This window comes from Sinomonas sp. ASV486, from assembly GCF_030908215.1.
GTDB lineage: Bacteria > Actinomycetota > Actinomycetes > Actinomycetales > Micrococcaceae > Sinomonas > Sinomonas puerhi.
Genome location: NZ_JAVFJK010000007.1, coordinates 58,505 through 77,414 on the forward strand (window position 1 = coordinate 58,505; position 18,910 = coordinate 77,414).

The 18,910-nt window shown below is 68.3% G+C and carries 18 protein-coding genes; 13 read left to right on the forward strand and 5 right to left on the reverse strand.

Annotated features, from left to right (window positions below; all coding sequences use genetic code 11):
* Positions 1-18: 18 nt before the first annotated feature.
* The 5 genes from purU to RBS60_RS11485 form a co-directional block, all read right to left on the reverse strand.
* A complete protein-coding gene (gene purU, locus RBS60_RS11465; RefSeq protein WP_307957693.1) occupies positions 19-897 on the reverse strand; it encodes a formyltetrahydrofolate deformylase in 879 nt (292 codons plus the stop codon).
* A gap of 44 nt (positions 898-941) precedes the next feature.
* Positions 942-1,802 carry a methylenetetrahydrofolate reductase gene (locus tag RBS60_RS11470; RefSeq protein ID WP_307957694.1) on the reverse strand — a complete coding sequence of 287 codons (861 nt, stop codon included), beginning with the start codon at positions 1,800-1,802 and terminating at the stop codon, positions 942-944.
* 30 nt (positions 1,803-1,832) lie between these two features.
* A complete protein-coding gene (locus RBS60_RS11475; protein ID WP_307957695.1) occupies positions 1,833-3,206 on the reverse strand; it encodes an aminomethyl transferase family protein in 1,374 nt (457 codons plus the stop codon).
* A 170-nt stretch (positions 3,207-3,376) separates the two neighbouring features.
* Positions 3,377-4,066, reverse strand: a complete 690-nt coding sequence (locus RBS60_RS11480) for a GntR family transcriptional regulator (RefSeq protein WP_307957696.1) — start codon at positions 4,064-4,066, stop codon at positions 3,377-3,379.
* An 83-nt stretch (positions 4,067-4,149) separates the two neighbouring features.
* A complete protein-coding gene (locus RBS60_RS11485) occupies positions 4,150-4,584 on the reverse strand; it encodes an FUSC family protein (protein ID WP_307957697.1) in 435 nt (144 codons plus the stop codon).
* 797 nt (positions 4,585-5,381) lie between these two features.
* Between RBS60_RS11485 and RBS60_RS11490 the strand changes: the two genes are divergently transcribed.
* The 13 genes from RBS60_RS11490 to RBS60_RS11550 all read left to right on the forward strand — a co-directional run bounded on the left by RBS60_RS11490 (position 5,382) and on the right by RBS60_RS11550 (position 18,717).
* A complete protein-coding gene (locus RBS60_RS11490) occupies positions 5,382-6,608 on the forward strand; it encodes an ROK family transcriptional regulator (RefSeq protein ID WP_307957698.1) in 1,227 nt (408 codons plus the stop codon).
* A gap of 128 nt (positions 6,609-6,736) precedes the next feature.
* Entirely contained in the window at positions 6,737-8,050 is a 1,314-nt protein-coding gene (locus tag RBS60_RS11495) for an MFS transporter (protein ID WP_307957699.1), read from the forward strand.
* 48 nt (positions 8,051-8,098) lie between these two features.
* Positions 8,099-9,646 (forward strand): GMC oxidoreductase, encoded by a 1,548-nt coding sequence (locus RBS60_RS11500; protein WP_307957700.1) that lies wholly within the window; start codon positions 8,099-8,101, stop codon positions 9,644-9,646.
* Positions 9,647-9,679: 33 nt separating this feature from the next.
* Positions 9,680-10,147, forward strand: coding sequence for a DUF6379 domain-containing protein (locus RBS60_RS11505; RefSeq protein WP_307957701.1), 468 nt, complete (start codon positions 9,680-9,682; stop codon positions 10,145-10,147).
* On the forward strand, positions 10,147-11,271 hold the full coding sequence (locus tag RBS60_RS11510) for a TIM barrel protein (RefSeq protein ID WP_307957702.1): 1,125 nt from the start codon (positions 10,147-10,149) through the stop codon (positions 11,269-11,271). Before RBS60_RS11505 ends, RBS60_RS11510 begins: the two co-directional genes overlap by 1 nt.
* Positions 11,268-12,488: a lactonase family protein gene (locus RBS60_RS11515; RefSeq protein ID WP_307957703.1), complete on the forward strand. Its 1,221-nt coding sequence runs from the start codon at positions 11,268-11,270 to the stop codon at positions 12,486-12,488. Before RBS60_RS11510 ends, RBS60_RS11515 begins: the two co-directional genes overlap by 4 nt.
* Positions 12,485-13,642: a Gfo/Idh/MocA family oxidoreductase gene (locus RBS60_RS11520; protein ID WP_307957704.1), complete on the forward strand. Its 1,158-nt coding sequence runs from the start codon at positions 12,485-12,487 to the stop codon at positions 13,640-13,642. Before RBS60_RS11515 ends, RBS60_RS11520 begins: the two co-directional genes overlap by 4 nt.
* A gap of 29 nt (positions 13,643-13,671) precedes the next feature.
* Positions 13,672-13,881: a hypothetical protein gene (locus tag RBS60_RS11525; protein ID WP_307957705.1), complete on the forward strand. Its 210-nt coding sequence runs from the start codon at positions 13,672-13,674 to the stop codon at positions 13,879-13,881.
* Positions 13,882-13,909: 28 nt separating this feature from the next.
* Entirely contained in the window at positions 13,910-14,914 is a 1,005-nt protein-coding gene (locus RBS60_RS11530) for a sugar phosphate isomerase/epimerase family protein (RefSeq protein WP_307957706.1), read from the forward strand.
* A 23-nt stretch (positions 14,915-14,937) separates the two neighbouring features.
* On the forward strand, positions 14,938-15,138 hold the full coding sequence (locus tag RBS60_RS11535; RefSeq protein ID WP_307957707.1) for a hypothetical protein: 201 nt from the start codon (positions 14,938-14,940) through the stop codon (positions 15,136-15,138).
* A 441-nt stretch (positions 15,139-15,579) separates the two neighbouring features.
* On the forward strand, positions 15,580-16,863 hold the full coding sequence (locus tag RBS60_RS11540) for an extracellular solute-binding protein (protein WP_307957708.1): 1,284 nt from the start codon (positions 15,580-15,582) through the stop codon (positions 16,861-16,863).
* A 166-nt stretch (positions 16,864-17,029) separates the two neighbouring features.
* Positions 17,030-17,884 (forward strand): sugar ABC transporter permease, encoded by an 855-nt coding sequence (locus RBS60_RS11545; protein WP_307957709.1) that lies wholly within the window; start codon positions 17,030-17,032, stop codon positions 17,882-17,884.
* A gap of 2 nt (positions 17,885-17,886) precedes the next feature.
* Entirely contained in the window at positions 17,887-18,717 is an 831-nt protein-coding gene (locus RBS60_RS11550; RefSeq protein ID WP_307957710.1) for a carbohydrate ABC transporter permease, read from the forward strand.
* Positions 18,718-18,910 lie beyond the last annotated feature (193 nt).

Below are 18,910 nucleotides of genomic sequence, written 5' to 3' on the forward strand. Positions count from 1 at the left end.
TCAGAGTGACTCGGCCGGCTAGCGGCGGAAGATGACGGTGGTGTTGCCGTCGCGGAGGATGCGGTCTTCGCTGTGCCAGTCCACGGCCTTTGCCAGGACGAGGCGTTCGACGTCGGCACCCCGGGTTGCGAGGTCTTCGGCGGTGTGGCTGTGGGCGACGCGGAGGACGTCCTGCTCGATGATCGGGCCCTCGTCCAGGTCCTCGGTGACGTAGTGTGCGGTGGCTCCGATGAGCTTCACGCCGCGGTCCTTGGCTTTCTGGTAGGGGCTGGCACCGATGAAGGCGGGCAGGAATGAGTGGTGGATGTTGATCACCGGCACGCCGACCTCCGTCAGGAATCCGGGCGAGAGGATCTGCATGTAGCGGGCGAGGACGATGAAGTCGACGTTGCCCTTGAGCAGTTCGAGGTGGCGTCTTTCGGCTTCTGCCTTGCCTCCCGTGGGCACTGGGACGTGGACGAACGGGATGCCGAACTGCCGCACGTCCGCGGAGAGGTCCGGATGGTTCGAGATGACCATGCTGATGTCGATGTCCAGGCTTCCGCGTCGGGCGCGCCAGAGGAGGTCGAGGAGGCAGTGGTCGAACTTGGAGACGAAGAGTGCCACACGCTTGCGCTCCTTCGCCTCGATCAGCGTCCAGTCCATCTCGAGCTCCCGGGCGGTCTCGCCGATGGCTGCCAGCAGGTCCTCGATCTGCGAGCCGAGCCCGGGGAGGTGGAATTCGGTGCGCTGGAAGTACCGGCCGCCTTCGGGGTCGGTCGAGTACTGGTCGAGCGAGACGATGTTCGCCCCGAACTTGGAAAGGAGGGAGGTCACGTTCGAGAGGATCCCCGGACGGTCCGCCCCTTGGATGAGCAGCCTGCCGACATCGGTCAGGTGCTCTCGCGATGTGCTCATGTGAATCCTCTATCCGCGCCGGAGGCCGGCACAGTCAGGGCCGGTCAGCGCAGGGACGCAAGCATTTCCCTGCGCCACTTCTCCGTTCCGGCGATCTCGTTGAAGGTGAACATCCGCAGCCCCTCGATGTTCGTCGGGCTGGAGGCCTGCCCGAGCGCGAGGTCCCTGAGCAGCCGGTTGGGGCTGAAGCCGCCCGGGGTGAAGAACTTCCGGAGGAGGCCGGGCTGTTTCTGGAGGACGCGGACGGACTGGCCGAGGCCGATGCCGGCGGTGACCCGTACGAGCTTCTGGCGGCTGACGGGGCTGGGCACTCCGACGATGATCGGGACCGAGATGCCCGCCTCGGCCACGTCGCGCGCCCAGCGCAGGGTGGTGTGGGCGTTGAAGCAGATCTGGGTCACGATCCGGGAGGAGTAGGGTGCCTTGCTCCGCAGGGCATCCCACAGGTCTGCCTCCGGGACGCGGGCGTGGCCCTCCGGGTACCCGGTGACGCCCGCCTCCAGGGGACGGCCCGTCTCATCCAGTGCCCGCAGGAGGGACACGGAGTCCGCGAACTCTCCTGCGGGCTGCGCGGCGTCGCCTCCGACGACGAAGACGCGACGGATCGAGGCTTCCCGCAGCCTGGCCACGATGTCCGAGAGCTCCTGCCGGTCGCGGATCTGCCGCGCGGGCAGATGCGGGTTCACCCCGTAGCCCTTCGCGCTCAGGCGCTCCGCGAGATCCAGGGTGGGCTCGAGGCCCTTGGCCTCGGTGACCGTGATGGTCAGCTGGATGTGGTTCGGCACGTGCTCGAGGACATCGTCATACGTCTTCTTGAACGGCATGACCTCGTAGCTGACGTTGCCGATGAGCCCGGCCAGCGCCTCTCGGGCAGAGGAGCTGTCGATGCGTCTGGTCAATTTCATGTCGCCTCCGTCCTGGTCCGTCTTTCCGGCTCAGCCCTTGCGGTAGGTGTCGCGGGCGAATGCCGCGTAGGGGGCCGAGGCGACGGTCGCGCGGATGGCGACCTGCCGGTGCTTCTCGACGGTCGGCTTGGCCGAGTTCTCCTTCTCTCCCCACAGGACGGTCACCTCGGTGCCGGGCTCGCTGAGTTCGGCGTCGAGGGAGGCGAGGGAGATCATCAGGTGCTCGTTGGCGATGTAGCCGGCGTCCATGGAGAGGCCGACACGTTCGCCGTCCTTGAGGACCTGGTCGATCTGGAAGAGGGCGTAGCGGGCCTTGGGCATCTCGATGTACTTCGCCGGGGTCCCGGGGCGGTAGAGGGAGCCGATGGCGTCGGTGACGTCGTCGCTGTTCCAGACGAGGGTGACCTTCTCGCGGTGGGGCCGGTCGGCGATGTTCTCGAGCGCCTCGCGGCCGACGAACTCGTGGTCGAAGGCGATGAGGCGGCCGTAGCCGATGTCGTAGGGGGTGACGTAGTAGTCCTGGACGTCCTGCGAGTCCATGCTTCCGCCGAGGGAGCCCATCTCCTTCACATCGAGCCAGGCGCGGTAGTCGCGCAGGTTCTCGCTGAAGATCGCCGGCATGGGGGAGGGGATCCACGCGGATTCGAGGTTCGCGGTCGAGTAGGCCTTGGCGCCGGCGCGGACGAGCCCGTGCCCCTGGCCGGCCTCGAGCAGGGCGGCGAGGACGTCCTCGCCCTCCTCCCAGGGGCCGAAGAGCTCGAAGCCGGGCTGCCCGGCCATGCCGTGGCGCAGGCCGCGCACGCGCTTGCCGGCGATGGTCACGTCGATCATGTGGAAGAACTTGACCTCTGGGACCGGCTGCCCGGTTGCGGCCTCGAGGACCTCCACCGCGGTCGGGCCCTGGAGCTCGTAGCGGTAGACCCTCGGCGGCAGTCCCGCCTGGCGGTCGTAGGAGTTCTCGTCGCGCTCGAGCCGGACGTCGTAGTCTCCCGCAGCGGCCTTGTACTGCAGCCAGTTGTGCACCATCGGGTGCCCGACCAGGTCGAAGCTCTCCTCGTCGAGGTAGAACAGCACGGCGTCGCCGATGAAGTAGCCCTCCGGGTTGACCGCCACGTACTGCTTGGCCTTGCCCGGGGTGAAGTCCTTGAACGAGTTGATCCCGTGGTCCATAAGGAGGCGGAACGCGTCCGGACCGGAGATGTAGAGATCTGTCATGTGGTGCGACTGGTCCAGCAGGGCACAGCCCTCGCGCCACGCAGCCTGCTCGGTACGCCAGTTCGTGAACTCGGCCGCCACCGGGAAGGTGTGCGGACGGATCGGGGAGTTGCGAAGCAGCTCTACGGCTCCTCCGGCGCGCTCGATCGCGGCCTGGAGCGCCTCGGCCTTAAGGCTCTCAACAGTCATGGGGTTCCCTCCTGAGGGTCAGATTGGCACCAGCGCCAAGGGCCGCGCCCCGGCGGCTCTGGCGAGTGGGGATACCCGAAAGCCTAAAAACTGTCGAACTAGATTGTCAATAATTTTGTTGGTGAATGATCCCGTGCATGAGGGAGGTGGTACGGCAGGCCTGGGCCGGGCTAGGCGGAGAGGGGGGCGGTGAGGGCGCCGTTCCCCCCGAGGCGCAGGGCTTCGATGACGCTCTCGATGTGCTTGCGGGCGGCGAGCTCGGCGCGGGCGGGGTCCCGGGCGGTCACGGCCTCGATGATGGCCAGGTGCTGGGGCAGGGAGACCTGGGGGCGTCCGGGGCGCAGCGAGAGCTGGAACTGGTGGCGCACGATCTGGGACCGCAGCCTGTGGATCAGGTCGGCAGCGACCTGCTGGTCGCCGATGTCCGCTACCAGGGCATGCAGCTGGGAATCCAGCCGGGGCAGGGCGGTGACCTCCCCGGCCTCGACGGCTTCCTTCATCCTCTCGCCGATGTCCCTGAGCCTGCGGGCCTGGTCCTCATCCACGCGCTGGGCGGCACGGGCGGCGATCAGGCCCTCGAGGACGCCTCGGCACTCCAGGATCGCCACTGCCTCCTCGAGCGAGACCCGGCGGACCCTTGCGCCGCGGTTCGGGATGCGCTCGACCAGCCCCTCTGCGGCGAGGTCCTCGAAGGCGGAGCGGACGCTGCCCCGTGTCACGCCGAACATCTCCATGAGCTCGGCTTCGACGAGACGCTGGCCGGGGGACATCTCTCCGCGCAGGATCGCGGCCCGCACGCCCTCGACCACATGGCCTCGCGCCTCGGCGCCCTGGCGGACGCCGCCGCTGTCTCCCCGCATCGGGATCCTCCCAGTCCAGGAAAGTCGGACAATATTGTTGCCAACAAGTCTAGGCGGGCGCCGGCGCGCCCGAGGGCCTGCAGTCAGCTCGGGCCCCGCGGGCCGCGGATGCGCGTGGCCAGCAGGATTGCCACGGCGGCAGAGACACCGAGCAGGGACTTGTCGAGCCGTCCGCCGATGAGCGCGTCCACGGGCGCGGGCGAGCCCAGCTCGGTCAGGAGGAGCGCCAGCGGCGTGATGCAGATGACGGCAATGCCGTAGTGGCGCGTCACGAGCAGTTCGGTCGCGACCTGGAGGGCGCCTATGGCGAGCACAAGGACCGCCGCAGGCGGGTGCGCCGCCAGCAGGGACAGCGCGAGGAGGCAGCCCACCAGGGTCCCGGCGAGCCTGTGGGCTGCCCGCGCCAGCTGTGCCGCGAGGGTGCTGCCGACCAGGGGGACGGTGGCAGCCACCGCCGCCCAGTGGGGATGGCCCAGGCCCATGACGGTGACGGCGGAACCTGCAGCGAGCGGACCCATCGCGTGCTGCAGGAGCTGCCTGCCCAGGCCATGATGGGGCCAGCGGGGGAAGTCGGTGCTCGACGACGCCGGCCGGTGCCCTTCCGAAGAGGTTCCCGAGCCGGCCGATCTGGCCGAGCCCGGCACTGGCCACCACGGCGGTGGCCGCAACCGCGGCACCCAGGGCCACGTCGGACCAGCCGTGGGGCGCCGAGGAGGCCGTTCCGGCAGCGAGGACGAAGAACAGGGCGGGATTCGGGAGCCAGCCCGAGACCCTGGTCGCCAGCACGCCGGCGGCGGACATCGCAGCCATCACCGCCACAGCGGCGGCCGATCCCGGTCCTGACATGGCGCTGGCGGCGGTCCCGGCCGCGAGGGCGAGGACGAGCCCGCCGCCCATGCCCAGCTGGGCGCGGAGACGGCCTCCGCGGTCAGAACGCTTCCCGTACACGGAGCACAGGGACCCGCATACGGCGTAGACGGCCCAGCCAGGACGGCCGAGGGCGAGCACCACCCCGAGCGCGGCCGCGACAGAGAGACCGACCCGGACCGCGCCCCAGCGCGTGCCCGCTCCCGGGCGCACCGCGAGGAACTCGTCCCACCAGAGCCTGGCGAACGATCTGCGCGATCGGGGCTCGGCGACGGCCAAGGCACTCCTCTGCTGTGCTCTTGCTCCTCCCGGGCCGTCACGTCGGAGGAGCCGGGGCCGCCCGTGCGGCGGACTGGTGCCACGAATCGTACGGGAATCGCACCTTTTGCGCCTCCCGATCCCGGATTATCATTTAGGAAGTGAATCATCGGTCCTAGGAGGCAACAGCATGGCGCATGAGCTCGGGAACCAGGGTGGGCAGGGCGTCCGGCAGGCGAACGTCCGGAAGGTGCTGGACGCACTGCGGCTGGAAGGCCCGTCCTCCCAGGCCTCCCTGGCGCGGAAGACCGCCCTGTCGCCGGCGACGGTGAACAACATCGTCAGGCGGCTGCGGGAAGACGGCCAGGCCGAGGTGAGGCCGGTGAACGGCAGGGAGTCCCTTGTGGCACTCGTGTCGACCCAGGGGGCCGTGGCCTCGATCCAGGTCAATGTCGGGTCCGTGCACGGCGCACTGTTCGACTTCGCCCGCGGCCTGCGGTTCGAGGGCCAGGTGGACCTGGAGGAGGGGACGGACCAGGAGGGCGGCAGCCCCGAGCTCGTCGCCGACCTCGTACGCTCCCTCGCCGCCGAGGCAGGGCTGGGGCTGGCCGATCTGGACGGGGTGGCAGTGGCCATGCAGGGCCCCATCAGCACGTCCTCGGGGACGGTGATGTCATGGGCACGGCGGCAGCTCCCGAAATGGGAGGGCGTCGCCATCGAAACCGTGCTCGAGAAGGAGCTCGGCGTCCCCGTGCTCGCGGAGAACGACGCGAACCTCGGCGCCCTGGCCGAATGGACCTGGGGAGCGGGGAAGGGGTCCTCGGAGTTCCTCTACGTGGCGTGCTCCGCGGGCATCGGCGGGGGCTTCGTCCTCGACGGCAACATCTACCGGGGCAGCGACGGGATGGCCGGGGAGATCGGGCACATGGTGATCGAGCCCAACGGGCCCGTGTGCTTCTGCGGGAGCCGAGGATGCCTGAACACCTTCGCCTCGGAGCGCTCGGTGCTCCTGGCGCTTCGCGGCTACAGCGGCACGATGCGCTCGCTCGCCGAGGTCATCGACTCCGCCCGGCGCAAGGACCCTGCGTGCCAGCGCGTCCTCTTCGAGGCCGGGCGGTACCTCGGCCGCGCCCTGGCGAACACGGCCAAGGCGATGGCCCCCAGCGTGGTGGCCATCGGAGGCGAGCTGGCCAGCGCCGGCCCGCTGGTGTTCGACAGCATGAGGTCCTCGGTGGAGCTGAACAGCCTCATGGCAGCCTCGCCCTCCATCCGCTTCCGCCAGGCCCGGCTCGGGGACGACGCCACCCTTCTCGGAGGGGTCGCGGCCGTGCACAAGAAGCTCGGCCAAGGGGCCAGCTCGCTTCCGGGATGGATGGTGAAGAAGGACACATTGGACAAGCCGGTGCGCAGTGCGTAGGCGTAACTATTCAAATATGGATGTATTCGAGCATGTGACCCTTGACGGATGATTTGATTTCCGTACGCTGAAGATCCCTGGACCGTTGACCATTCACGGGCCGAATAGTTCAAGAAGGATCCTCAATGATGAGTGTCAACTCTGTCGCCGACAACGACCCCTCGACGTCATCGTCCCTTCCCGACGACGTCACCGTCCGCGGCCACAAGGGCGTGTTCGTGCGCCTGACCGCCATGATGCTGCTCGAGTTCGTGGTGTTCGGCTCGTGGTTCGCCACCCTCGGCCTCGTGCTCGCCACCAACAACCTGCCCGCCATCATCGGCACCGCGTACTCGCTGGCCGCCGTCGCCGCCATCGTCTCGCCGATGTTCCTGGGAGCGATCGGGGACCGGTTCCTCTCCTCGCAGAAGGTCCTCGCGCTCGCGCACCTGGCCGGAGGGGTCGTCATGCTCTTCCTCCCCGCGGTCGTCAGCGCCGGCAACGGGTCCCTCGCGCTGGTCCTGATCTTCGTGTACATGCTCTTCTTCCAGCCCACCCTGGGTCTGGCCAACTCGATCGCCTTCCGGCACGTGGGCACGAACCAGCGCGCGTTCCCCTACATCCGCGTCTTCGGCACGATCGGCTGGGTCATCGCCGGACTCCTGGTGGGAGGCCTGGGCCTGTCCGCGTCCTCCGGCATCTTCTACGTCACCGCCGCGGCCAGCCTGCTGTTCGGCCTGTACTCCTTCACGCTGCCCCACACCCCGGCCCCCGCCAAGGGTGCGCGCTTCGCCCTCGGCGACGTCATCGGCGCCAAGGCGTTCAGGCTCTTCCGGCACCGGAACTTCGTCGTCCTGATGATCTGCGCCGTCCTGACCTCCATCTCGCTGGGCGTCTACAACACGTTCTCCTCCCCGTACCTGGGGGCCCTGGGAATCTCCAATGTCGCCGGCGTCCTGGCCATCGGCCAGGCTTCCGAGGTCGCGTTCATCATCACGATCCCCTGGGTCCTGTCCAAGGTGGGCATGAAGTGGGGGCTCTTCTTCGGCATGGTCCTCTGGGGCGTCCGCTTCGCGCTGTTCATCGCCGCGGCCGGGGACAGCCTGAGCTGGCTCGCCATCGTCGCCATCGCCATGCACGGAATCTGCAACGACTTCTTCCTGGTCCTCGCCGCCATGTACATCGACCGGGTCGCCCCCGTCGACCTCACCGCCCAGGCGCAGAGCATGCTCATCCTCGTCATCTCCGGCATCGGCGCCTTCGTCGGCGCCACGGTATCCGGGACGATCTTCGGCGAGGTCGTCGCCCCCAATGCCGCCGCCGGGCCCGCGGCCTGGACGCCCATCTGGCTGGTCCCCATCGGCACCGCCATCCTCACCGCCTTCGTCTGGACCATCTTCTTCCGCTACTCGCGCAATCACGAGATCGTCCGCATGGAGCCCTCCGCAGCCCAGGCAAAGTAAGGCCCCCACCCGTCGCAGCTGGGCTGCGCAGCAATGAGGAGAAGACCCATGAACGACAAGTACGACGTCGTCGTCGTCGGCAGCGGACCCGCGGGAGCGGCCTATGCCCGGGTGGTGAAGGACGCCAACCCCGCCGCGCGCATCCTGATGGTCGAATCGGGGCCCATCGTCTCGGAACCCCTCGGTACGCATGTGCGCACCATCAAGGACCCCCGGGAGCGCCTCGCGGCCCAGTTCGCCTCGCAGGGCCCCGAGGCGAACCCGTCAGACTACGACGAGCGGGTCGCTCGCGCCCTCTCGCCCTCCCGCGGCCGTTCCAGCGAGATCCTGGCCCGTCCGGGGACCTGGCTGCTCGGGGCCGGCCCTCTGTCCGAGGGCGAGGAGGGCTTCCCCGCCGCTGCCCTGTCGAGCAACGTCGGCGGGATGGGCGCGCACTGGTCTGGGGCGTGTCCGTGGCCTGCCCAGGGGGAGGTCAGCAAGGACCTCGACCCGGAGCAGTTCCGGTCGGGCCTGGACACTGCCCGTCGCCTCCTGCAGGTGAGCCAGCGCGCCTTCGAGGGGGCACCACTCGGCGGCGAGGTCAGGCGCCTGCTCGGAGCCCACTACGACACCGGCCGGCCCTCCGACCGAGTCGTCCAGGCGATGCCCCTGGGCATGGAAGTCCGGCCCAATGGAGAACGCTACTGGACCGGCCCGGGGGCCATGCTCGGCGACCTCCTGGGCCCAGATCCCGCCGCTGGCTTCGAGCTGCGTCCCGAGACCATCGCCAAGCGGATCCTGACCAAGGCCGGCCGAACCCAGGGAGTGCTCCTGCACGACCGGCGCGAGAACCGCGACTACGAGGTCGGTGCCCGCTTCGTCGTCGTGGCAGCCGACTCGCTCCGCTCCCCGCAGCTGCTCAGCGCCTCCGGCATCCGGCCCACCGCTCTGGGGCACTACCTCAATGAGCACACCATGACGACCAGCACGATCCAGCTCGGCCCAGCGCTGCGCTCCGCCACCGCCGGGCTCCGCAAGACCAGCGAAGGCGCCGTGGACTACCTCGCCGGTGTCAGCTGGGTCCCGTACTACGAGCCGACCTTCCCCTTCCACGGCCAGATCACCCAGTGGGACGCATCCCCGATCCCAGTCGACAAGAGCTTCGAGGCGTGGCCGGGCTCCGTCGTGGAGTGCTCCGTGTTCATGGGCAAGGCCGACGTCCGGTTCGAGGACTACGTCGAATTCGACGAGTCATCCCCGGACTTCTTCGGGATGCCCGCCATCAGGATCCACTACACCTTCACCGCGAACGACCGCGAGCGGCTCGCGCTGGCCGTCACCGAGGCCAAGCGCATGGGCTCGCTCCTGGGCGAGCCCATCAACGGCCTCGAGCCCACGGTGATGCCGCACGGCGCGTCACTCCACTACCAGGGGACGATGCGCCTCGGAGCCGATGACACGACCAGCGTCCTGGACACCTCCATGCGCGTCTGGGGCAACGACACCGTCTACGCCGGCGGCAACGGCACGATCGCCACCCCCGCCGCGTGTAACCCCACCCTGACCAACGTTGCCCTCTCAGTGCTGGGTGCCCGCGACCTCGCCGGCCGGATCTGAGCCCCGGCAGCCAACTGCAATCGAAGGTGAGCCATGTTCGACAACTTCCTGATCCGGCCCGACAGCCTCCGCAACGAGACCCGTGACGGGCACACGGTGGGCTTCACCCTCGCGGTGCGCCACGCCAACTACCGCGGTGTCTTCCTCTCCCTCCACAACGGCTACTTCATCGAAGTCGACGGCGTCGAGTACCCCACCGGCGCCCAGACCTTCGAGATCAACGGGCAGCGCCCGCGCACCTTCGAAGAAACCCGCACGGCGGTGCACGAGCACTGGGACTACGACGACGAGGCCATCCTCCACGTCGCCGCCCCCGGCGGCCTCACACCGGGCGAGCACAGCATCCGCTTCCAGCAGTCGGTCCTGGCCGCCTACGGCTACCTGCCCACCGACGAGGAATGGGTCAAGAATCCGCCCACGCCGGGCACCGGCGCCGGCTCTGACAAGGCCCCCGACATCGTCACCTACACGCTCGCGCTCAACGACAAGGAAGAGAACTGATGGCCATCAAGCGCGGAGTCTCCCTCTACAGCTACCAGCAGTCCCAGTTCTTCAAGGAACTCGACCTCGAAGCCCAGATCCGCGAGGTCGGCCAGAACCTCCACGGAGCCGAGGGCATCGAGATCATCGACGAGATGTCCCTGCGCTACCCGGACCCCGGCGAAGACTTCACGCGCAGATGGTTCGAGTGGATGGACGCCTACGGCACCACGCCGGTCGCCATGGACGTGGGCATGGACGTGCTGCAGTTCCGGGACCACGTCATGACGATCGAGGAGTGCGCGGACCGGCTCCGCCACGACATCACGCTCGCCAAGTCCCTCGGCTTCCCCAACGTCCGCGTCCTGTCCGTCGTCCCGGTCGAGGTCCTGACCTCGGCGCTGCCCTACGCCGAGGAGCTCGACATCAGGCTGGGGAAGGAGGTCCACCAGCCGATGCCCCTGGAGGGCCAGCAGGTCACCGAGATCCTCGATGTCATCGAGCGCACCGGAACCCGCCACCTCGGCATCGTCCCGGACCTCGGCATCTTCCAGTTCCGGCCCTCCGAAGTCCTCCTCGCCTCGCTCGAGCGGCGGGGGGCCAAGAAGGCCGCATCCGATGCCTCGGTCGAGCTGGCCATCCGCCTCCAGCGCGGCGAGGCTCCCTTCGGGCACATCGACATGTCCTTCCACACCGCCGGAAACCTCCGCGCCGACTTCAACAGGTTCCTGAAGTCCGGAGCATGCGACGACACCTTCGTGGAGGCCTTCACGGGCGTTAAGGAGTACACGGAGGAGCACGTCGAGGACCCCCAGGACGTCGACTACCGGGCGGCGTCCGAAGCCCTCATGCTCTCGCACACCTCCGGCGACACCCTCCGCGAACTCGCCCCGCACGTGGTCCACGTCCACGGGAAGTTCAACAACATGTCACCGGTCCCGGACCGGCCGGGCGAGTTCCTGGAGATCTCCATCGACTATGCAACAGCCATCCGCGCCCTCAAGGAGGGCGGCTTCGACGGGTACATCAACTCCGAATACGAAGGCCAGCGGTACTTCCAGGACCGCGGCCGCGAGGACATGATGGACGAGGTGGACCAGGTGCGCCGGCACCAGGAGATGCTGCGGAGGCTCCTGTCAGCATGAACGCCCACCCTGCTCCCGACGGAACCGCGCACACAGTGCCCCGGCTCATCGCCTACGTGGGCTCGTACGCGACCCAGACCCCCGGCTCCGGCGGCATCTTCGCCCTCGGAGTCAGCAGCGACGGCACCGCCCTGGCCCATCTGGGCCGGTCCCCGGAACCGCAGCAGGCAGGCTACCTCGCCTACGCCCCGACCACCGGCACCCTCTACGCCGTCGACGAGCGCAAGAACGACGGCAGGGGACCGGTCGAGCCGCCGGCAGCAGTCCACGCCTACTCCGTCGGCCCGCACGACGCGAAGCTCTCATGGCTGAACACCCTGCCGGCCCCCGGCCCGCGTCCGACGTTCCTCTCCGTCGACGAGGAGAAGAAGCTCCTCGTCACGGCGAACCACGGGGACTTCGACCACGTCGAGCGGGTCGTGCGCACCGACGACGGGGGCTGGACCGTCGAGTACGTCTACGACGACTCGACCGTCCTTCTCTACGCCCTGCAGCCAGACGGCGCACTCGCGAAGCTCCTCGACGTGAAGGTCATGGACGGCCACGGCCAGGACCCCAACTCCTCCCCACAGGCCGGCGGACACGGCCAGTCCGGCGCCCACGCCCACTCGGCCGTGATCGACCCCTCAGGCCAGTACGTCCTCGTGGGGGACAAGGGCACCGACCAGATCCGCGTCTATGCCCTCGGCACGGCGCTCGAGCCCGTGTCCGAGTACCAGTTCCCGCCCGAGACCGGGCCCCGCCACATCGCCTTCGACCCACAGACCGGCAACGCCTTGGTCACGTGCGAGTTCGCCTCCGACCTCGCCTCCCTCAGCTTCGACCGGAACAGCGGAAAGCTGCGCCTCCTCGACCAGGTCCCCGCCGTCGGGCAGGCGCACGAGGGGCTGAACGAGCCTGCCGAGGTCCGCGTGCACCCGAACGGCCGCTTCGCGTACGTGAACAACCGGGGCGAGGACTCCCTGGCGTGGTTCAGCATCACCGAGGGAGGCCGGCTGGAACGGCGCGGCCACGTGCCGCTGGCTCCCTCCGTCCACCCGGGCCTGGCGGCGCGAAGCTTCGCCTTCGCCCCAGGCGGCGCCTTCATCCTCCTGGCCGACAGGCCCGCCAACACCGTCCGCTCCTATGCAGTCGACCCCGAGACCGGCGCGCTGGCCGAGCTGGCCGAGACCGCGGTCCCCGAAGCCGCATACATCGAGTTCGTGGAGCTCCCATGACAACCACCAGTACCCACCCCTTCCCGGCAGAACAAGGACGAGGCACGACCGGGCGGACAGGACCACGCATCGCGATCCTGGGCACCGGCATGATCGGCGCCGTCCACCGCCGGGCTGCCCTGCTGGCCGGCGCGGAGCTGGTCGGGGCCATGGCCTCGACCCCCGACCGCTCCGCCGAGGCCGCAGCCCAGTGGGGGACCGAACCCCTCAGCCGGCCCGAGGACCTCCAGCGCCTCCGGCCCGACGTCGTCCATGTCTGCAGCCCCAACGGACTCCATGCCGAGCACGTCGAAGCCGCGCTGGAGGCCGGGGCACACGTCATCTGCGAGAAGCCGCTCTCCGTGGACAGTGCACAGGCGATCCGCCTCGCCCGGCTCGCCTCGGAGCACGGGAAGGTCGCCACCGTCCCCTTCGTCTACCGGTTCCACCCACTCGTCCGCGAGATCAGGGCACGCGCGGCACAAGGCGAATTCGGCCCCTGGCAGATCCTCCACGGCAGCTACCTCCAGGATTGGCTGCTCTCACCCGCATCGACCAGCTGGCGCGTCGGAGCGTCCACCGGGGGTCCTTCCAGGGCCTTCGCGGACATCGGCTCCCACTGGTGCGACCTGATGGAATTCGTCACCGGAGAGCGGATCTCCTCGGTCCTTGCCGAGATGACCACCACCGTGCCAGAGCGGCCCTCGCCTGGCCGCTCCGATGAGCCGCCGGTGCCGGTCGACACCGAGGATGCGGCAGCGGTCGTCTTCAGGACCGATTCCGGGGTCCTCGGACAGGTCACGGTCTCCCAGGTCTCTGCCGGCAGGAAGAACCGCCTGTGGTTCGAATTCGACGGCGCGCACAAGTCGGCCGTCTTCGACCAGGAGAATCCCGAGACCGTATGGCTCGGCTCCGAGGAACGCGCCGAGGTCGTCCCGAGGGACCCGGCCCGCGGATCCGCAGAACAGCGCCGCCTCTCGGTCCTGCCCGCAGGCCACCCGCAGGGCTACGCCCAATGTTTCGAGAACTTCATCGCCGACACCTACGCAGTCGTCGGCGGAGAGGAGCGCCAAGGACTGCCCACCTTCGCAGACGGGGTGCGATCCGCCTGCATCGTCGACGCCGTGATCGAGTCCGCGCGCACCAGGACATGGACAGAGGTATCTCCCGTCTGAACGGGGAGCGGACTTGAGGAAAGGGCGCCATGGAAAATCTCCGCCACGCTGATCAGAACTGGCAGGACCTCCGCGGCAAGCGGGTCGAGGTCCATGCCCACGGCAGGATCGTGGACCGCGGCCTCGTAGAAGCAGCCACCGATGACGGTTCCATCCTCTGGCTCGCAGCCGAGGGCATCACCCCGCGCCGGATCATCGAACGCGCCGCGATCTCGGCCATCGTGATCATCCCCGCATAGAACCGACCCGGAAGGAAGGACTTCCCCGATGCCCCGCCCGTTCACCCTGTTCACCGGCCAGTGGGCCGACCTCAAGTTCGAGGAGGTCGCCGAGCTCGCGGCCGGCTGGGGCTACGACGGCCTCGAGATCGCCGTCTCCGGCGAGCACCTCGACGCCGCCCGCTGGGACGATCCCGCCTACATCGCCGAGCGCCTCGCCATCCTCGACAGACACGGCCTGAAGCTCTACGCGATCTCCAACCACCTCAAGGGCCAGGCCGTCTGCGACGACCCGATCGACTTCCGCCACCAGGGGATCGTCGGCTCCGCCGTGTGGGGCGACGGCGACCCCGAGGGCGTGCGCACCCGCGCCGCCGAGGAGCTCAAGGACACAGCGCGCCTGGCCAGGGCCCTCGGGGTCAAGACCGTCGTCGGGTTCACCGGCTCGGGCATCTGGCAGTACGTGGCCATGTTCCCGCCCGTCCCCGCCTCCGTCATCGACGCCGGCTACCAGGACTTCGCCGACCGCTGGAACCCCATCCTGGACGTCTTCGACGAATGCGGGGTCCGGTTCGCCCACGAGGTCCACCCCTCCGAGATCGCCTACGACTACTGGTCCACGAAGCGCGCGCTCGAGGCCATCGGACACCGGGCCGCGTTCGGCCTGAACTGGGACCCCTCCCACATGATGTGGCAGGGACTGGACCCGGTCGCGTTCATCACCGACTTCGCCGAGAGGATCTACCACGTGGACTGCAAGGACACCCGCATGCGCATGGGCAACGGCCGCGCCGGCATCCTCTCCTCCCACCTGCCCTGGGGCGACCCCCACCGCGGCTGGGACTTCGTCTCCGCCGGGCGCGGCGACGTCCCCTGGGAGGACTGCTTCCGTGCCCTGACCGCCATCGGCTACGACGGGCCCATCTCCGTCGAGTGGGAGGACGCCGGCATGGACCGCCTCGTCGGCGCCCCCGAAGCCCTCGCCGCCCTGAAGAAGTTCGACTTCGCCCCCGCCACCGCCTCCTTCGACGCCGCCTTCACCAACCAAGGCTGACCACGGATACCGCACCGGAGATGATGACCAAGAGCAACGACTGGGCTGCCGCCACGGGCCGACAGGCCGAGATCCGACTCGGCAGGAGCGTGATCTGCTCCGGGCTCGCGGGAGCGGTCAACGACAACGGCACCCGCCTCTGGATCCAGCCCTATTCCGGCCAGCGCCGCGCATTCAGCAAGGCGGACGGCTACGAGGTCTGGATCGCAGTGCGCCCCTTCTGAGCCACCAGGCTTCCACAGCGCGCTGAAGGACCGACTGCAGCCGGGTCCCGGATGCACAGCTGGGCGTCGACTGTCGCCCGAGCCGGATCAATCACGTCGGGCGATGGACTCGGACGCCCGCTGCGGCCGGTGCGTCAGGGGCCTGTCTGAGAACCCCTATGCTGCGCAGCCAGGCCGAGGAGTCCGACGACCAGCTCCGGCCGGTGCCCCACATGATCGCCGCGACCACGGGCATCTGCGCTGGCCGCCACAGCCACAGGCGGCTCAGGGGCCTGCGATGTAAACCATTCACAATTGATGATGTTTGAGTAGTTTTTGGAACAAATCATTGCCAATTTTGCTGACTTGACCTTAGCTTGAAGGACAGTGCACGCCGTGACGGCGATCTCAGCACCTCCCAAACAGCAGACTTTCGTCGGGGCAGAGCCGCCCCCAGGAGGCATGAAGAAGATGTCCATGATCCGAGGACGCCGCCGTATGATCGCGGCCCTTGTAGCTACCGCAGCTTGTCTGGCCCCGGGATTGGCGGCCTGCAGTGGCGGGAACGCGACTGGCGCGAGCAGCGACGGCCCGAGCGGGACCATCAAATTCCTGGGCCACACGGGCATCCAGGCCTCGATGGATCCGGTCATCAAATCGTTCGAGGCCGCGTACCCGAATATTCACGTCCAGACCCAGTACGCGCCCTCGGGGCCGACCTACACCCAGACGGTGGTCACGCAGATCCAAGGGGGCAACGCCCCGGATGTCTTCTACAGCAACGGCGGCACCGGGTCGTCCTTCTCGATCAGCCCCCTGGCGAAGTCGGGGAAGATCCTCGACCTGTCGGACCAGTCGTGGGCATCCACCATTCCCTCGGACGCGACCGACATGTACAAGATCGACGGGAAGACGTACGGGCTGAACCTGGACGAGTCGCCCTCGGGCATCCTCTACAACGTCGGCACGTTCTCCAAGATGGGCCTCCGGGCCCCCAAGACCTTCTCGGATGTGCTCCAGGTCTGCTCGACGGCGCGTTCGCAGGGCAGGTACGGCATCGCACTCCCAGGCCAGAACGCCGGGTTCGCGGCCGAGATCGTCGCCGGCAGCATCGTGTACAGTTCCACACCCGACTGGGATGCCCAGCGGAACGCGGGCAAGACCACCTTCGCCGGAACGGCAGGGTGGCAGCAGACGCTGAGCCGGTTCCAGCAGATGCAGAATGCCGAGTGCTTCCAGCCGGGGGCAGCCTCAGCGAGCTCGCCCCAGGCCATCCAGGCGATGACCACAGGCCAGGCCTTGATGACCATCGTCCCGTCGGGAACCATCGGCTCGGTGGCCAACGGCAAGCCCAACGACTGGGCGATGGCCCCGTTCCCCGGTGACTCCGAGTCCCAGACCCGCGCCACCATCGGCTACCAGGATGCCCTCGCCGTCTCCTCCACCACCAAGAACAAGGCTGCTGCCCTCGCATTCCTGAACTACCTCGCAGGCCCGGCTGCCTCCACCTACGCCAACGCAAGCGGCACCGTGTCCCTCGCCGACGCGAAGTCCGGCACGCTTTCCCAGCCCCTCCAGGGCGTCAAGCCGTACTTCGACAACAAGACGACGATCTCACGGCCCGCCGACCGCTGGCCCGGCGGCGGAGCGCTGAACACCCTGAGCACGGCCGTCGTCTCCTCAATGACAGGACAGAGCAGCATCGACGACGCCCTCAAGAGCGTCGACCAGGCGTGGGGCAAGTAGGATGCGCGAGCAGCGGACCCAAGCTGTCGCCCCTCGGGGGGCGGGTGCGTCCGAACCCCCCTCGGCCGCACCGGTAATGGGGCAGGCGCCGGTCGCGGGCTACCCGCCGGCGTCGAGGCTGAGAGCACCGAAGGCCAGTTCCGGGCGAGCCTCCAGACGCCTTGCGATGTCCTTCCTGTGGGCAGTCCCGGGTGTCGCGATCGCCGTGGGGGTCCACCTGGTAGCCGTCGGGGCAGGTGCGGTCTATGCCTTCACCGACTGGAACGGAACCAGCGCAGGTGCGAACTGGATCGGAATCGACAACTTCCGCGAGATCTTCAGCAGCCCCGACGCCAGGGACGCCCTCATCACCACGATCGAGTTGTCGGTCGCGGCGGTCATCCTGTCGAACGTCATCGGGATTGCCCTCGCGCTCGGGCTGCACCGCACCCTGCGCTCGCGCAACGTGCTCCGCGCAGTGTTCTTCGCACCGTTCGTCCTGAGCCCGCTCGCCGTCTCCTATATCTGGCAGTTCATCTTCGACGCTCAAGGGCCCTTGAACAAGGTGCTCGGCGACGTGGGACTGGGCACGGTGGCGCAGCCGTGGCTCGCCAGCCCAACGTGGGCGAGATGGACCATCCTGGTCGTCCTCATCTGGCAGTACTCGGGCCTCGCCATGGCCTTCTACCTCGCCGGGCTTCAGAGCATCCCGGAGGAGGTCGAAGAGGCCGCCGCCGTCGACGGCGCCTCGACGGTCCGCAGGCTGCGGACGATCACCCTGCCGCTTCTCGCCCCCGCGATCACGGCCAGCGTCAGCATCACGACGGTCTTCAGCCTGAGGGTCTTCGACCAGGTCCTCGCCCTCACCGGCGGCGGCCCCGGGTCGGCGTCCGAGACGCTCGCGACCCAGGTCTACAAGCAGACCTTCGTCTCCGGACGATTCGGCTACGGCGCCGCACTCGCGCTCGTCCTTACTGCGCTCGTCGCCATCGTCTCAGTCCTGCAGATCGTGATCCTGCGGGCCGGCGAGAGGAAGATCTGACCTTGTTCAAGTACAGCTACCGCACGTTCGGCCGGGAACTCGTGTTCCTCCTCGCCGCCGCCGCATGGGCAGTGCCCTTCGTCATCCTGGTCATGATCGCCCTGAAGCCCGGGGACGAAATGCTCACGGACCCGACTTCCCTCCCTCAGCAGCTGGACTTCAGCAGCTTCCCACAGGCCTGGGAGGGCAGCAGCGGGGTGAGTCTGGGCGCAGCCCTCCTGAACAGCACCGTCATCACGGTCGGCAGTGTCATCGCCCTCGTGGCGATCGGCTCGATCTGCGCCTACGTCGTCGTCCGGCGGGAGGGCCGGATGGGCAAGGGCATATACGGCCTCTTCGTCGCGGGCATCATCCTCCCATTCCAGCTGGGCATCGTCCCGGCCTACGCAGTCCTGCGAGAGCTCGGCCTCGCAGGAACCTACCCGGGGATGATCCTGCTGTACACGGGGCTCCTGATGCCCCTCACCGTATTCCTGTACACCGGCTTCGTCCGCACCCTGCCCAAGGACTACGAGGAGGCGTCCTACGTCGACGGCGCTTCGCGCATCCAGACCTTCATAAGGATCGTCTTCCCCCTCCTGCGGCCGATCACGGCAACTGTTGCAGTCCTCACCGGTGTGATGGTCTGGAACGACTTCTTCGTCCAGCTCATCTTCCTCTCCGGGAGCCCGCTCCAGACCCTGCCTGTCGCGGTCTACTCGTTCGTCGGCGAGTACGTCTCCCAATGGAACGTCATCTTCGCCGCGGTCGTGATAGCCATCCTGCCCGTCCTGGCCTTCTACCTGATCGCACAGAAACAGCTGATCCAGGGTTTCACAGGAGGAATCAAGTAGCGCTTCCCGCTGCCCACACTTTCCCGGCGCCACAGGAGGAGTTCCCCGCACGCAGGCTGGGGGGGGGACTCCTACGCCCCCCGCGGAGCCCTCCATGAGCCGACGGAAGAGCCCCTTCTCCCAAGGCCCACTGCGATGACCTGGGTCTGCTCCCGGCAGTCGGGCCGGTCGAACCCCAACCTCAGACAATTCA

Excerpts from the sequence above, each read along its gene's own strand:
- purU (WP_307957693.1), bottom strand. The coding sequence starts at position 897 with ATGAGCACATCGCGAGAGCACCTGACCGATGTCGGCAGGCTGCTCATC.
- RBS60_RS11470 (WP_307957694.1), bottom strand. The coding sequence starts at position 1,802 with ATGAAATTGACCAGACGCATCGACAGCTCCTCTGCCCGAGAGGCGCTG.
- RBS60_RS11475 (WP_307957695.1), bottom strand. The coding sequence starts at position 3,206 with ATGACTGTTGAGAGCCTTAAGGCCGAGGCGCTCCAGGCCGCGATCGAG.
- RBS60_RS11480 (WP_307957696.1), bottom strand. The coding sequence starts at position 4,066 with ATGCGGGGAGACAGCGGCGGCGTCCGCCAGGGCGCCGAGGCGCGAGGC.
- RBS60_RS11485 (WP_307957697.1), bottom strand. The coding sequence starts at position 4,584 with ATGGGTCCGCTCGCTGCAGGTTCCGCCGTCACCGTCATGGGCCTGGGC.
- RBS60_RS11490 (WP_307957698.1), top strand. The coding sequence starts at position 5,382 with ATGGCGCATGAGCTCGGGAACCAGGGTGGGCAGGGCGTCCGGCAGGCG.
- RBS60_RS11495 (WP_307957699.1), top strand. The coding sequence starts at position 6,737 with ATGAGTGTCAACTCTGTCGCCGACAACGACCCCTCGACGTCATCGTCC.
- RBS60_RS11500 (WP_307957700.1), top strand. The coding sequence starts at position 8,099 with ATGAACGACAAGTACGACGTCGTCGTCGTCGGCAGCGGACCCGCGGGA.
- RBS60_RS11505 (WP_307957701.1), top strand. The coding sequence starts at position 9,680 with ATGTTCGACAACTTCCTGATCCGGCCCGACAGCCTCCGCAACGAGACC.
- RBS60_RS11510 (WP_307957702.1), top strand. The coding sequence starts at position 10,147 with ATGGCCATCAAGCGCGGAGTCTCCCTCTACAGCTACCAGCAGTCCCAG.
- RBS60_RS11515 (WP_307957703.1), top strand. The coding sequence starts at position 11,268 with ATGAACGCCCACCCTGCTCCCGACGGAACCGCGCACACAGTGCCCCGG.
- RBS60_RS11520 (WP_307957704.1), top strand. The coding sequence starts at position 12,485 with ATGACAACCACCAGTACCCACCCCTTCCCGGCAGAACAAGGACGAGGC.
- RBS60_RS11525 (WP_307957705.1), top strand. The coding sequence starts at position 13,672 with ATGGAAAATCTCCGCCACGCTGATCAGAACTGGCAGGACCTCCGCGGC.
- RBS60_RS11530 (WP_307957706.1), top strand. The coding sequence starts at position 13,910 with ATGCCCCGCCCGTTCACCCTGTTCACCGGCCAGTGGGCCGACCTCAAG.
- RBS60_RS11535 (WP_307957707.1), top strand. The coding sequence starts at position 14,938 with ATGACCAAGAGCAACGACTGGGCTGCCGCCACGGGCCGACAGGCCGAG.
- RBS60_RS11540 (WP_307957708.1), top strand. The coding sequence starts at position 15,580 with ATGAAGAAGATGTCCATGATCCGAGGACGCCGCCGTATGATCGCGGCC.
- RBS60_RS11545 (WP_307957709.1), top strand. The coding sequence starts at position 17,030 with ATGTCCTTCCTGTGGGCAGTCCCGGGTGTCGCGATCGCCGTGGGGGTC.